The sequence below is a fragment of the Demequina sp. genome (assembly GCA_024707205.1).
In the GTDB taxonomy this organism is placed as follows: domain Bacteria; phylum Actinomycetota; class Actinomycetes; order Actinomycetales; family Demequinaceae; genus Demequina.
On record JANQAD010000001.1, the window covers coordinates 282,458 to 295,470 of the forward strand.

14 protein-coding genes and 1 riboswitch are annotated in these 13,013 nt (G+C 64.1%); of the genes, 9 read left to right on the forward strand and 5 right to left on the reverse strand.

The window, feature by feature from the left end; all coding sequences use genetic code 11:
- Positions 1 to 238 precede the first annotated feature (238 nt).
- The gene (locus NVV57_01415; protein ID MCR6711413.1) at positions 239 to 907 is read right to left on the reverse strand and encodes a thermonuclease family protein; all 669 of its coding nucleotides are present in this window, start codon (positions 905 to 907) and stop codon (positions 239 to 241) included.
- Positions 908 to 1,083: 176 nt separating this feature from the next.
- A riboswitch (SAM riboswitch) is annotated at positions 1,084 to 1,200 on the forward strand.
- Between the two features lie 27 nt (positions 1,201 to 1,227).
- On the opposite strand from NVV57_01415, the gene NVV57_01420 reads away from it, so the two are divergent.
- The 3 genes from NVV57_01420 to NVV57_01430 all read left to right on the forward strand — a co-directional run bounded on the left by NVV57_01420 (position 1,228) and on the right by NVV57_01430 (position 2,534).
- On the forward strand, positions 1,228 to 1,617 hold the full coding sequence (locus tag NVV57_01420) for a hypothetical protein (GenBank protein MCR6711414.1): 390 nt from the start codon (positions 1,228 to 1,230) through the stop codon (positions 1,615 to 1,617).
- Positions 1,610 to 2,203: a hypothetical protein gene (locus tag NVV57_01425; protein MCR6711415.1), complete on the forward strand. Its 594-nt coding sequence runs from the start codon at positions 1,610 to 1,612 to the stop codon at positions 2,201 to 2,203. Before NVV57_01420 ends, NVV57_01425 begins: the two co-directional genes overlap by 8 nt.
- Positions 2,204 to 2,297: 94 nt before the next feature.
- Positions 2,298 to 2,534, forward strand: coding sequence for a DUF1778 domain-containing protein (locus tag NVV57_01430; protein MCR6711416.1), 237 nt, complete (start codon positions 2,298 to 2,300; stop codon positions 2,532 to 2,534).
- Positions 2,535 to 2,697: 163 nt separating this feature from the next.
- Here the strand turns inward: NVV57_01430 and NVV57_01435 are convergent, their stop codons facing one another.
- On the reverse strand, positions 2,698 to 3,231 hold the full coding sequence (locus tag NVV57_01435) for a hypothetical protein (protein ID MCR6711417.1): 534 nt from the start codon (positions 3,229 to 3,231) through the stop codon (positions 2,698 to 2,700).
- Between the two features lie 399 nt (positions 3,232 to 3,630).
- On the opposite strand from NVV57_01435, the gene NVV57_01440 reads away from it, so the two are divergent.
- Positions 3,631 to 4,287, forward strand: a complete 657-nt coding sequence (locus tag NVV57_01440) for a plasmid pRiA4b ORF-3 family protein (protein ID MCR6711418.1) — start codon at positions 3,631 to 3,633, stop codon at positions 4,285 to 4,287.
- Between the two features lie 223 nt (positions 4,288 to 4,510).
- Here the strand turns inward: NVV57_01440 and NVV57_01445 are convergent, their stop codons facing one another.
- Complete coding sequence (locus NVV57_01445; protein MCR6711419.1) at positions 4,511 to 5,047, reverse strand: C40 family peptidase; 537 nt, start codon at positions 5,045 to 5,047, stop codon at positions 4,511 to 4,513.
- Positions 5,048 to 5,467: 420 nt separating this feature from the next.
- Here NVV57_01445 and NVV57_01450 point away from each other — a divergent pair, with 420 nt between their 5' ends.
- Together NVV57_01450 and NVV57_01455 are read left to right on the forward strand one after the other, a co-directional pair.
- A complete protein-coding gene (locus tag NVV57_01450) occupies positions 5,468 to 7,249 on the forward strand; it encodes a DUF2075 domain-containing protein (GenBank protein MCR6711420.1) in 1,782 nt (593 codons plus the stop codon).
- A 4-nt stretch (positions 7,250 to 7,253) separates the two neighbouring features.
- Positions 7,254 to 7,610 carry a nucleotide pyrophosphohydrolase gene (locus tag NVV57_01455; GenBank protein ID MCR6711421.1) on the forward strand — a complete coding sequence of 119 codons (357 nt, stop codon included), beginning with the start codon at positions 7,254 to 7,256 and terminating at the stop codon, positions 7,608 to 7,610.
- 43 nt (positions 7,611 to 7,653) lie between these two features.
- Here the strand turns inward: NVV57_01455 and NVV57_01460 are convergent, their stop codons facing one another.
- A complete protein-coding gene (locus NVV57_01460) occupies positions 7,654 to 8,937 on the reverse strand; it encodes a hypothetical protein (GenBank protein MCR6711422.1) in 1,284 nt (427 codons plus the stop codon).
- 328 nt (positions 8,938 to 9,265) lie between these two features.
- Complete coding sequence (locus tag NVV57_01465) at positions 9,266 to 9,790, reverse strand: Dam family site-specific DNA-(adenine-N6)-methyltransferase (protein ID MCR6711423.1); 525 nt, start codon at positions 9,788 to 9,790, stop codon at positions 9,266 to 9,268.
- A gap of 589 nt (positions 9,791 to 10,379) precedes the next feature.
- Between NVV57_01465 and NVV57_01470 the strand changes: the two genes are divergently transcribed.
- From NVV57_01470 to NVV57_01480, 3 genes are all read left to right on the forward strand, one after another.
- Entirely contained in the window at positions 10,380 to 11,420 is a 1,041-nt protein-coding gene (locus NVV57_01470) for a restriction endonuclease (GenBank protein MCR6711424.1), read from the forward strand.
- Positions 11,421 to 11,505: 85 nt separating this feature from the next.
- Entirely contained in the window at positions 11,506 to 12,021 is a 516-nt protein-coding gene (locus NVV57_01475) for a hypothetical protein (protein MCR6711425.1), read from the forward strand.
- A 77-nt stretch (positions 12,022 to 12,098) separates the two neighbouring features.
- On the forward strand, positions 12,099 to 12,902 hold the full coding sequence (locus NVV57_01480) for an NERD domain-containing protein (GenBank protein ID MCR6711426.1): 804 nt from the start codon (positions 12,099 to 12,101) through the stop codon (positions 12,900 to 12,902).
- Positions 12,903 to 13,013 lie beyond the last annotated feature (111 nt).

Here is a 13,013-nt window from a genome sequence, read left to right on the forward strand (position 1 = left end):
CAACCCTGCGGATTGACCCAAAGGTGACAGCAAGACTTGTCGGTGCGCGAGTTACCAATGCGCTCCACACAAAATGTACTCGTTCCAGGGGTGCAATAGTCCGTACGTCGGTCCAGTTGAGAAACCCCACACTGGCCTTGACGTGTGCGGCTATGCGGCCCAGCATCCATTGGGCCACAGCGTCCCTGCGTCGCTCCGGAAGCAGGCTACGCGCGCTGCGCGAGTGAGGAGTGCGGCATTAGCCCCACGACTCGCAACCCCAGCCGTCGCCGTCCGCGTCGAGGCGGTGGTAGTCCGGACCGGTGATGCGCACCTTCTTGCGGATGTCGCTGCAGTCGAGGTCTGGCCCCGGACGGTTCCACGGCTCGTTGCCGGTGGCGCTGGAGCCGGAGCTCGAACTGGACGACGACTTCTTCTCGCCCACCTTGTCCACCGCGCTTCCGCACTTGTGGTGCACCTTCTTGTCGAGGCTGCGGTAGCGCGCCTGCAGCGGGTGCGATTGGTAACCGTCGAGCTTGTCGTAGCGTGCGTTCGCGAGCCCGGCCCAGATCATCGAAGCGCCCACGTCCTTGCCGTTGACGGAGATAGAGCGGAGCGCCCGCCCGTAGTGGTCTGTGTTCTTCACCGACGACGGGTTGGTAACCTTGACCTTCTTGCCGAGCACCAGCGCCTTCATCTTCTTGGTGGCCGCGGCGTAGCCGCACTTGCCCTTCTCGGGCGTGTCGAAGCCGATGAGGCGCACGGTGGTGCCGTTGGAGAGTTTGACGGTGTCGCCATCGATGACTCGAACCACCTTGTAGGTCGATGAGCCGGTCGGCAACGGCGCCGCGGTCGCGGTGGGGACTACGGCGAAGCCGGCAACCACGAGCGTGGCAACGGCGATGGCAAGACGGCGATGAACGCGCACAACAAGCTCCTCAGCTTCCTCAGTAACAAGCCAGGTTAGGTGCGATTCTGGGGTTGCGCGGTGCTTCCACGGGTGACCTTGATCACGTCGTGCGAGCGGTGTGGCGAAGGCCTCACGTCTGCGTTGTCACCCGTCACCCTGCGCGCTGTCGCAGGGTCCCGCTACGCTGTCCCCACGTTCACGAGTTGCGGCCATCAGGTACCTGGCCGGCCGCACGGCAACCCGAATCGACTTCCGGGTGCCCCAGGGGAAGAACGGGCTGGTCGCCGCCCGGCGGCCTGCAAGGTTCGATGGGGCTGCGCCCCAGTTTGGAACGCATCATGCATGCACCCGATTGCCCCGTTTGCTCACCACTCACGCGCGACAACGCGTTCTGGTATTTGAGCCAGCCGCACATCATCCCGGTGAGCCACGGCTCCTCTGCGCTAGCGCGCGACCTCTACGAGACCCTGCGCCACTTCCGGCCCGGCGACGCAGCGACGTTCGATTACGACGGCCGGACCTCGCCCGCACCCCTTGTCACCATCACCATGGGCGCCGATGGCACCCTCACCGCCGTCTTCACTCGCATTGACGGGACGGAAGTTCTGCTGACCGGGCCCGCCGTGGCCGATGAGCCATACCCGCCCATGATCACGTCGGTGCTCAAGGAACTCGCTCACGAGAGCAAGAACCCGGGCGTCAGGATCGTCGGAGGATCAGATGCCTGACTCTTCATTCGCCGCGCCCTGGTGGGTTGACTTCGCCTTGAAGCACCGGCCGTTTGACTGCGTCCACGACTGGGATCGCGGGGACGACGTCCCCTGGATCGACCCGCGGATGGCGCTGCTTTCGCGGGCGGTTCCAACACAGTTCGCGCTCGACGGCGAGTCGCTCAGCGCGGACGAGCTCCACTCCCGCATGACCGATGCCTGGGCCGAGTTTCAGGCGCCCATTGAGGCCGACGCTGACACCCGTTCGCGGTTGGGCTGGCTCGCGCTTGAGTCGGCCTGGGAAGCGCCCGACGCTGGCGTCGTGATCGCGCGCGGCGGCTGGGCGGGGTTCACGCGGGCCAGGGCACGGCAGTGGTGCTGGAACCTGTTCCAGTTTGAGCCGCAGGGGTTCTCCCTGCCGCTCGCCACGATCTCGCTGCCGGGAGTGAAGGAGTGGCTCGGTGGCGGGGTGCCGGACGTGCGTGGCTACGCGCCACGGGCGCGGAAGCTGGAGGCCAACGGAGTGACACCGGAGGCGTACCGGCGAGCGAAGGAGCGCGAAGGGAAGGTGACGTTTACCAGGAGGGATGTGACGTTTGAGTAGCCTCTGTCACCCTGCGCGAAGCCCTCCGTCACCCTGCGCGAAGCCGCAGGGTCCAATGTCGCCCCATATCCTTGGATCGACTGGAAGGTGCACGATGGTCAAGTCCCCAGGTCTGCTGGACAACCGCATTGCAATCCGCATCTCCGCCACCGACCGCGAACTCGTGGTTCGCGCGGCCGCATCGACTGGCGCGTCCGCCTCCGAGTTCGCGCGCGACATCTTGCGCGTTTCGGCTCAACGGACGCTCGCCGATCGCACGGAGTTCGTGCTCTCGCCCGAGGAGACCGTGCTGTGGGAGGGGACTCATGGAACGGCCCGTGCGGGACCTTGAAGGGCTTCGCTCGTTCATGGACCGGCCAAGCCCGTTCGTTGAGTGAGGGTGAAGGGTGCTTGCCGATTCCCGAGGGCTGCCCGTACCCTTGGAAACACGGCGGGCGTTAGCCCTTGGAGCCTGGCAGTGATCCGGACGGTTCGCGGGCCAGGCTCACGTGTATCTAGAGGTCAGTCACCACTGCTGCCAGGATCGGTTGCACCCGCCGCCGCCAATCGCCGCCTCTCGCGTAACTCCAGGCCACGGCGTCACTGATCCAGAGGCGCGGCTCAGTCGTGGGCGAATCATGCATCCACCTGAGGTGTGGGCCCTGGTTCGCTGTCGTCATCGAGCGATGGATGACAGCCTGGTCAACTGCAACGAGTGACTCGTCTCGCTCGATGACGAGGCTAGTTGCGCGCGCCTCCAGGAGGTCCGCTACGAGAACTTCAAGCAACAAGTCTCTTGAGCGCTTCGCGCTTGTTGTCACGTACACGTGGGACGTGACTGGAAGCGAGGTCATGACGGCGAGGATTGCCCGCCTTCGGCGGTCTGACTCCTTTGAGAAGTGGACCCGGCGCTGGCCCGGTAGGACGAGTGAGCGGAGCTCCTTGGCAACGTCAACGAGATCGAGCGGCGCGATAGCCGTGGCGACGACGATGTAGTCACGGGACTTGGACTCGTCCACAAACACATGCGCGCCCGCTTCGTAGGTCATGAGCGCACGGTAGCGACCTTTCCCCACACAGACCGGCGTCTTCCACAGGCCCGATCAGCTGCAAGTCCAGCGCACTTCGCGATGTCCGGCTTTGGGCCGCCGCTGCGGGCAGCATGACCGGATGCCGCGGGCTCATAGTGCATGCAGAGAACGCAGGAGCCCGCGAGTTCTACATGCACGCCCTCCCTGGATTCGAGGCGAGCCCCGCGGAGGCGCACGACCACCTCGTAGTCGACGTGTGACACCCTAGAAAGCGCGAAGCCTGGCTGACCCACCGTCCGGAGGGCTGCCAGGCTCACTTCTCAGGGCTAGTGCCCGTCGCACTCTCGATGTTGTCGTGGGCGGCTTTCCGTGTCAATCGTCTCTGCCCCGGGTCCCGCCGCTCGCTACGCTCCAATCATGGATATCGCGAGCCACGGCCCCTTCCACGACCCCTGGCGTCGGCCCGAGCCCAACCTCCGCCCTGCCCCAGCGACCCCGAGAGGCTTCCGCATCCGTGTGGACCTCTTGGAAACCAAGCCCCCGGTGTGGCGCCGCATCGAGGTTCCGGGAGACATCCTCCTGCCCCGGCTGCACGAGGTGCTCCAGGCCGCGATGGGTTGGACGGACAGCCACCTGCACCGTTTCCGCACGGGCAACGAGCGCAACGCTCCCGAGTTCCTCACCCAGTTCGACCTCGACGAAGGTGGCGAGGGCATGCTCGAAGACGATGTGCGCCTGGATCAGCTCGTCGCCGCCGAGGGCGATCGCCTCTGGTACGACTACGACTTCGGAGACGGTTGGGACCACGTCCTGCGCGTTGAGAAGGTGTTCGACGCTCCCCCGGCCAAGCCGTCATGCGTCGCCGGCAAGCTCGCCTGCCCACCTGAGGACTGCGGCGGCCCGTGGGCCTACCGCGAACTCGCAGACTGGGTGCGTAGCGGCTACGACGCAGGGCGGGTGCCGGACCAGTTCGCCGATGCTGCAGAAGCACTCATGTGGCTGCCCGAGGGGTGGCATCCTGACACGTTTGATGTCGCCGAGGCGAACGCGGCGGTCGCTTCACTTATCGCCTAGCGCCGCCGGCGACCGGTGATTTCGCGTGGTTGCGCGGTCGTTCGCCTGAACCGGCCCGACGCTGGGGCTGGGTGGCGACGCCCGCTCTCCCGTCGCGGCTCCCCAGTTGTGTCATGGTAAGTCTCTCGACAGTATGCGATGAGGTGTCAACTCTTCGGCCGACTGTTCGGCTTGACTAGATCGATCGCGCGAGGACCGTTGCGCTTGGGCGTGCGCCCGGTACTCAGCCAGCCACCCTGATGTACTTCACGTGGCTGGTCCAAAGTTTGCGCTTGGCGACCTTCTTGCCGGGCTTCGGTGCGTCGATGATGTAGCCGTTCCCTGCGTAGATCGCAACGTGATGGACGTCGGTGAACCACACGAGGTCACCGGGCCGCGCCTTCGCGCGCGAGACGGTCTTGCCAGCGTGGCGCTGCGCACTGCTAGTCCTCGGGATGCTCTTGCCTGCCGCCTTGTACACGTACCGCGTGAAGCCGGAGCAGTCGAATCCCGTCTTGGGGCTCGTGCCGCCGCGCTTGTACCTAACGCCGATGTACCTCTTGGCGGTGCTGACGAGCTTCTTGGACTCGGCGGCGCGCTTCTTGGCGATCGCCACGGCCTTCGCCTGCGCCGCCACTTTGGCGGCTGCTGCTTCTTGAGCTGCGAGCTCCGACGCGGAGGTCTCCGCGAGCGACGAATCCGACACTGCCGAGATCTCGGGGTCGGGCGTGGTGGAAGAGAGTTCTAGGTCCGAAGCGAAGGCTTCGGCGGGCGAGGCCATAAGAAGGAGGCTTCCTCCGATGGCCGCTGCGGACATGGACATGATCCTGCTGCGGGTGCTGGTGAACATGAAATGGTTGCGTCGACTCGGCCCTCATTGAACAAACTGCCTGGGCGGTCGGTGCGGCCTCTCTTTCGTTGGATTGCGGGCCTTTTTGGGCCAGGTGACCCAACGCTTGGCCCGACCCTTTGGTTGCAGGGAACCTTCTACTGTGACCGAGGCGAGGGGTCTCCGGACTGCGATATTGACGTGACTCCGAACACCTCGGTCACGGGCAGCCCTGGCCTCGGCAAGGGGAACCTTAGGGTTCACCACAGTGTTGTCAGGCGACGGTCACAAGTTGGGAAGCGGTGAACGGCGCCCCTAGCGACGCACATTTCGCGTCGCGCGGTCCCGCCCCGATTTCACTACGCTGGCGCCATGGCTACGCCGGGTGCGCTCCCAGAGTCAAGACTTCCGCAAGCGAGGATCGAACGCCACCCCTTTACACCGCAAGCCCTAGCCGCCTGGCAAGACGCCACCAACCGCCACCGCAACTGGCCCGTCGTCTACACCTTGACCAACACCCGCGAGGTCTACGTGGGCGAGACCGTCAACGCGGCGGCCCGCATGCGCCAGCACCTGGACGCCAAAGAGAAGCAGCACCTCGAGGAGGTGCGCATCATCCTCGACGACACCTTCAACAAGTCCGCCTGCCTGGATCTCGAGTCATTCCTCATCCGCATGTTCTCAGGCGACGGCCAACTCACCGTGCTCAACCGCAACGACGGCGTCACCGACGCCAACTACTTCCAGCGCGAGACCTACCGCGAGCAGTTCGAGCAGATCTTCGAGCAACTCCGCACCCAGGGCCTCTTCGCCAAGCGCATCCCGGAAATCGTCAACAGCGACCTCTTCAAGCTCTCTCCCTTCAAAGCGCTCAACGCCGACCAAGAGGCGGTCATCGAGGACATCCTTGAGGGCCTCTTCCGCGACCTCGAGGCCAACGCCGACTCCACCGCCGTGATCCAAGGCGGCCCCGGCACGGGTAAGACCATCGTCGCGATTTACCTGCTCAAACTCATTGCCGACATCCGTGCCCGTAACGACGTGGACACCGGCGAATCGGACACGCCCTTCAGCGAGTTCTTCACCGAGGGCTACCCACAAGTGCTCGCGGGCGCCCGCATCGGCCTCGTGGTCCCGCAGCAGTCGCTGCGCGCGTCCATCAAGAAGGTCTTCAAGCGCACGCCCGGTCTCAGCGTCGACATGGTCCTCACACCCTACGAGGTCGCCAAGTCCCCCACCCCGTTCGACCTCCTCATCGTCGACGAAACCCACCGCCTCACGCAGTACGCCGCCCAGGCGATGGGCACCCTCACCAAGGAGTACCGCGAGATCAGCAAGCGCCTCGCACGTCCCGGCGAGGACTGGGAGGACCTCACGCAGATCGACTGGATCGTTCGCTCCAGCCGCCACCAGATATTCCTGCTCGACGAGGGTCAAAGCGTCCGTCCCGCCGACGTCCCGCACGCCGCCCTGGAAGCCCTCCGCGCAAACGCGCGCGACTCTGAGCGCCGGTACCGCCTGCGGTCGCAGATGCGGGTGGCGGCCGGGGATGACTACCTCGCGTTCGTGCGTGGCCTTCTCAGCGACAAGGAGCCCGACGCTGTGGCTGGCTTCAGCGGCTACGACTTGCGTTTCTTTGACAGGGCCGACGCTATGTACCAGGCGATTCGCGAGCGCGAGGCCAAGCACGGGCTGGCCCGGCTCGTGGCCGGATACGGATGGAAGTGGAACTCAAAGGGTGCCTCCGAGGACGAATTCGTGTGGGACATCGAAGTCGACGGACTGAGGCTGTGTTGGAACCGGACGGCGGCCGATTGGATCAACTCCCCCACGTCTATCCGTGAAGTCGGCTCGATCCACACCGTCCAGGGCTACGACCTCAACTACGCCGGGGTGATCATCGGCCCGGAGCTCTATCTGGACCGCGTAGCGGGTCGCATCTGTCTCAACCGCGACAGCTACTTCGACACAAAGGGCAAGGCGGCAAACAACCTGCGCGGCATCACCTACTCGGATGAGGATGTGCTCGCGATGGTCAAGAACGCCTACAACGTGCTCCTCACGCGTGGAATGCGCGGCACCTATGTCTACGTCGTAGATCCTGCGCTGCGGGCGCATTTGCGTCGCTTCTTCCCGCGCACAGTGGAAGGCTGACCTCATGACTGAGATCGACTCCATCCGTGAACTCACCGCCCAGATCCGCGAGTTCGCGGTCGAGCGCGACTGGGAGAAGTTCCACGACCCCAAATCGCTGATCTTGGCGCTCGTGGGCGAGGTCGGGGAACTCGCAGAACTGTTCCAGTGGATCCCCACCGACGGTGCGCTCGAGGAGTTCGCCAAGCCGGAGCGCAAGCAACGGGCAGCCGAGGAAATCAGCGATGTGCTGATCTATCTGTTGAGACTGGCGGATGTGCTAGGCATCGATGTCACTGAGGCGGCACCTGCCAAACTCGCGGACTCGCGAGAACGCTTCTCGCCCCTTGCTTTCGACGGCACGGCACCGCTCAAGAACTAAGGGACCGCATCCGGGTTCACGACGCTGGAATCGGGCGGGATTTTCACGGCGCCCCAGTCAGACTCCGAACCCACCGAACCCAGTTGACCACCGACGCGGCACGCCGCCCAGGTGTACTTCCTGAGAGCGTCGGGTCGGCCTCGGCGACGCGCTGGGCGATCCAGTCGCGAGACGGCAGTTCCCCCGTGGCCTCCCATGCCTCATATGTCTGACGGAAGGGCTGCTCACGCAAGACCAACGCGGCAAGCTGGATGTTCCTTTCCCGGAGCTCGACATCCATCAATTGCTTGCCTGCCGAGTTAAGGGTCCAGTAGGTGCGACCGCCACTTGAGGTCCGCTCGGCTAGTCCTAGATACGCCAGCGCAGACGCGTAGTAGTCGGCTTGGCGTGAGTCGAACGCGTACCGCTCATAGATTTCTGACAGTGTTGCCGGCCGAAGATCAAGCACTTCCATCAGGTTTATGACGCGCTCGAATGAGTCTGCCTGTGGAAAGACTCTCTTGGCCGGCCGAAGGTCCGGCAGCGTGGGCTCGGCAGATTCCACCTGCTCCGCGGTGATCTCATCGTGCTCAAGGATGTACTCCTGATAGGCGGCGAGGGAAAGTGAGTTGTAGTCACCGGGATCGCCGACTTCGTACCTCCACATGCAGTACTTGCCATTGGTGTACGCGACGTACAGGGGGCTGATCGGTTTGCGCACTCTGTCTGCCCAGGTGCGGAAAGGATAGAAGAGTTGGCGCACCAAGAAGTCCTCGGCAACGCTCATCTTCGCTTCCACTAGAGCCAGTTGGTTCGCACCTTCCAGCGCGAGATCCACTTCAACTTGCGCATTGTCGACCTGGAGCCAGAACGGCGCCTCACTTCCGGGTCGGCGGGATTGGACCGAGAACTCAAGTTGCCCAGATGCCATGCGCCCGCTCACGGTGGGCACGAGTTCGTTCTCCCCTAGGAAGTCGTTCAGCATCCCTGCCGCCAGCGCACAGTTCAGCAAGAGCGTCTCGCTAGACACATGGTTCGTCGTCAGACTCTCAATCCAGTCTGGCAGCGGAAAGTACTTCGGAGGTACGCCCAAGGGGGTGAGTGGCTGGTAGGTGTCGAGCGGACCCACCACGTATCGACCACGCGCCACAGGCAGGATGGAGTAGCCGTAGTCCTTGAAGATCGCCGGCAGATTCACGGCGTGGTCGAACTTAGCCATGAGTCGCGGTTCGCGCTCAACCTTGATGTCGACGGCGTCGATGTAAGCCAACCCGTCGGCATCGACACGCTCGGGAATCGCGTGCCTCTCAAAGAGCACCCTCCACGCGGCGTCGTTAGTGAGCTGCATCAGAAGTTCCTCACAAGGACCTCGTCGATCGCTCCCCGACCGGCGGCCTTCGAGTTAACGGCGCGAGTGGCGCTAACGATCTCCACTGTGTAGTTCGCGTACTCGGCTCGGATGAACTCGGTAGCCGAGTTCGACAACAGGAATCGCACACCCCGCGTATTCAGGTCATCGCACGTCTCACGCAGACGGACCTGGTCTGCTCGAGCGAAGCCGCCCTGGACGTATCCCGTGAAGTTCGAGGTCGCCGAGACGGGGTCGTAAGGAGGATCGAGGTAAGCGAAGTCTCCGGCTGTTGCGGCACGGAGCGAGTCGGCGTAGTCCCCAGAGCTCAGTTGCGCTTTGGCGCTGCAGAGGTACTCATGTACCGCCTGGAGGGCGGCTCATCGACGATCGCAGGTTTGGCATAGTGCCCGAACGGCGTGTTGAACAGGCCCGATGCGTTCACGCGATAGAGCCCGTTGTAGCAAGTCTTGTTGAGGTATATGAACCGCGCTGCACGGCGGGCTGGCGACATCGCCGCGAACGCCTTCGGGTCCCTATCCCAGTCGCGCACGGAGTAGTAGTGCTCAGCCGTGTTCACGTGCTCTCGCAACTCGGCGAGCAGGCCACGGAGGTCGTCGCGAAGCACCTCGTAAACCTCAATGAGGCCAGAGTTTGCGTCGTTTACCACCGCCCTATGCGGCTGCGTGGCAAAGAGGACAGCGCCCCCGCCGACGAATGGTTCGAAGTACCGACCATCGTCCCGAGGAATCAAGGGAGCGATCTTGGACAGCAACTGCCGCTTGCCTCCGACCCACTTCACCACTGGACGGACCATGGGGTTGCGCTGGCCAGCGTCGCGCGCGAACGTCATTGGCCCGCGCCCTCGCACAACGGGACGCCCGGAAGACGGCGAATCTCCTGTCTCGCCGCGCGGTCGCCGTCCTGCGGGTGGGTGAGGGGGATGCTCTGCGCATGGGTGATCGTCACGCGCTACAGGGTATTAGTACCCGGTCTCTGTCACCCTGGTGAACGCGCCCGGGCACGGAGAAACTTGGGGCGTGCCTCGAGTCGCTTCACCCGCAGCCGAGTTTGTAGGGCACCGTATCGACGACCACCGACGTGAGCGCGGCCTCACCCACGATCAGTTGGCTGCGGCTACCGGTATCGACTCGTCGAATCTGCGCGCGTACATGAGCGGGCGCGCAATGCCAAACGTGCACTCGCTGGTGAGGATTGCGTCGGTGCTTGAGGTGGCGCTTGGAGAGTTGTTGGATGGGTTAACGCCGGAGTTATTTGGAGCGGAGAACTCAGAGAGGCGCGCCCGACCCTCGTAGTTGCTCTGGGCACTCACGTCTCTGGGAGGGCGCGTCGCCATCATGTCGGCTTGCGCGACCCACTGCATGTCGGGGAGTGGCACACGACCCCCGCCGCTACTGTTCTAGAGAGACATAGGAGGGGCTGTGGCAACGTGGCTTGTTCGCGCGGGGCGCGACGGGGCAAATGAGGACTTCGCGCTCGAGAGCGGTTACGCGGTACTTGGATGGCACGAGTTGCCCGACCTGCGGCAGTTCGCGTCCAAGGCGGAACTAAGTCAGGCGCTTCGCGACGCGGGCCACTCCAACGACGCGGCGATCCGTAGCCATACAAGCCAGATATGGACATTCGTCCACAAGATCCAGCGCGGCGACACCGTCACACTCCCGTTGCGGTCCGTAGCTGCAGTCGCGCTCGGCGAAGTAGTCGGGGACTATGAGTACGACCCGACCGCTGCACCCGGCGTTCGTCACCGTCGGCGCGTGCGGTGGGTGCGGGATGCAGTTCCGCGCAATGCCTTCGGTCAAGATCTCCTCTACACACTCGGCGCGTTCCTCACTGTGTGCCGTGTCCAGCGCAATGACGCGGACACGCGCATCGCACGGATCATGGCAGGCCAGACTGATCCCGGTATGGGTGCCGGCCCGAATCGCGCGCAGACCGCGTCCGAGACGACCGAAGAGGATCTCGGAGACGCAGCGCCCTTTGACCTTGAGCAGTATGGGCGGGATCGCATCGCCTCGATCATTTCGCGCAATTTCGCGGGCCACGAACTCACTGCCTTGGTCAACGCGGTCCTGCAAGCGAGCGGGTACCACACCATCGTCTCTCCCGCTGGTCCTGACGGCGGAGTGGACATCCTCGCCGGTGCCCCTCCCATGGGTTTCGGAGAGCCACGCATTTGCGTTCAGGTGAAGACCGGCGAGGCCGACGCACCGATGCTGCGCGACCTCCAAGGGACCATGCACGCACACGGCGCCACCCACGGCCTCTTCGTCGCTTGGGGTGGATACAAGCGCACCGTGCGGATCGAAGAACGTCGCACCTTCTTCCAGATTCGGCTCTGGGACGCGGACGACCTCATCCGCGAACTCATCGCGGTCTATCCACAACTGCCGGCGGCGATTCGCGACGCCATCCCGCTGACGCAGGTCTGGACCGTGGTTGAGGATGATCCCCGAGCCTGAGTCTCAGCCTTCCTACCCGGCGATACCAATACGTCCCCTCACGGGGAGCGAGGATTTCGCAGGCGTAGGGGACTCTCGCTCCACCGTGCTCGACTACTGGCGCTGGGCTAACTCAGACCTCATAGGGAACGTGTCGCGCGGCGTTCTCGCCGAGTACCTGGTCGCACTCGCCGTCGGAGCGACGTCGTCGCCCCGCGATCCGTGGGCCGCATACGACGTTGTGGATCCCAACGGAATCACGATCGAGGTCAAGTCTGCGGCCTATCTTCAGGCTTGGGACCAACGTGCACTGTCCAAGATCACCTTCCTCGTGAAGCCAACTGCAAGTCCTGTTGTCGTACTTGGCGAGACGCCTGTGGTGAGCCGACGCTCTCACGTTTGGGTCTTCGCCTTGCTCCACCACACTGACCAGGAGACGCTCGATCCGCTTGACCTTACCCAGTGGACGTTCTGGGTGGTTCCTACCCCCTGGCTCGACGCCCGTGAACGCAGTCAACACTCGATCGGTCTCCTCTCGTTGAAGGCCTCTCCGTTCGGAGCCCCGGTGACGTTCGGAGCGCTCGCGTCAACGATCACCAGTGTCGCTCGGTCGGAGTCGTGATGCTCGCGTGAACCTCGCCACACCAGCTTTGCCTCAGCGTCAGAACCGTCGATACTTCCCCCGTAGACCTGCCGAGGGTGCGGCGCTATCGCAAGGGCGCTATCGATCGCCTCTACGTTGAGGATGCCGAAGGGTTGACCTACGGCTGGGCCGACGCTGCCACCGGGGAGACCACCATCCAGATCCCCGGAAGCGAGGCGCGTGTCGAAGCGGCGTTCACCGCGTGGGCGCTCTCGTACCCAGCCGACGACCTCGCCACCCACATCCCCGGGCACAGCAAAAAGGCGCTTGCGGCGGCGTGGCAGGCGGAAGTCGAGGCACTTGATGAGGACGCCAGGACGCTCGATGACATGAGACAACTGGCCATCTACCAGCGCGATCAGTACCTGAAGGGCAACACCGGCGAGCTCCGCATCGGCATGCGCCTCAACGAGCTTCACAAGCGCGGCTGGGGCGTGTTGCATGCGATCCCGCTCTACGACGGTCGCGCCGACATCGACCACCTGCTAGTCGGCTCAGGCGGGGTGTGGACCGTCAACTCCAAGTCCCACGGCTCACTCCCGGTCAAGGTCACCAGGGACCGCATGACCGTAGGCCGCACCTACGTGGATCACATCCCCGCCGCCCGGCACGAGGCCTCCGTCGTCAGTCGCATCCTGCGCTCCCTCGGCATCAAAGTCCCAGTCCATCCCGCCGTCGCCCTCGACCTCTCGCCGCACACCGAGTTCCATGTGGTCGCGGAACCAGAAGACGTCATCGTCGACCAGACTTCCTACGTGGTCGAGGCGATCGAGCGCAGCGAGGGACTCGTGGACCAGCCCACCATCAACGCAGTCTTCGCCCTCCTCCGCCAACGAACCACCTGGGAGTCCAGCACATGACCGACATCTCCATCACCGAATGGAAGCGCTATGGCCACCACCGCGGCTATGCCGAGGATGCAGGCGGCACCAAGCTGGCCACGCTCCATATGGACAATACCAATTAGGGAT

Coding starts and splice junctions, on each gene's coding strand:
- NVV57_01455 (MCR6711421.1), top strand. CDS start 7,254: ATGACTGAGATCGACTCCATCCGTGAACTCACCGCCCAGATCCGCGAG.
- NVV57_01425 (MCR6711415.1), top strand. CDS start 1,610: ATGCCTGACTCTTCATTCGCCGCGCCCTGGTGGGTTGACTTCGCCTTG.
- NVV57_01445 (MCR6711419.1), bottom strand. CDS start 5,047: ATGGCCTCGCCCGCCGAAGCCTTCGCTTCGGACCTAGAACTCTCTTCC.
- NVV57_01430 (MCR6711416.1), top strand. CDS start 2,298: ATGGTCAAGTCCCCAGGTCTGCTGGACAACCGCATTGCAATCCGCATC.
- NVV57_01465 (MCR6711423.1), bottom strand. CDS start 9,790: ATGACGTTCGCGCGCGACGCTGGCCAGCGCAACCCCATGGTCCGTCCA.
- NVV57_01420 (MCR6711414.1), top strand. CDS start 1,228: ATGCATGCACCCGATTGCCCCGTTTGCTCACCACTCACGCGCGACAAC.
- NVV57_01450 (MCR6711420.1), top strand. CDS start 5,468: ATGGCTACGCCGGGTGCGCTCCCAGAGTCAAGACTTCCGCAAGCGAGG.
- NVV57_01460 (MCR6711422.1), bottom strand. CDS start 8,937: ATGCAGCTCACTAACGACGCCGCGTGGAGGGTGCTCTTTGAGAGGCAC.
- NVV57_01440 (MCR6711418.1), top strand. CDS start 3,631: ATGGATATCGCGAGCCACGGCCCCTTCCACGACCCCTGGCGTCGGCCC.
- NVV57_01435 (MCR6711417.1), bottom strand. CDS start 3,231: ATGACCTACGAAGCGGGCGCGCATGTGTTTGTGGACGAGTCCAAGTCC.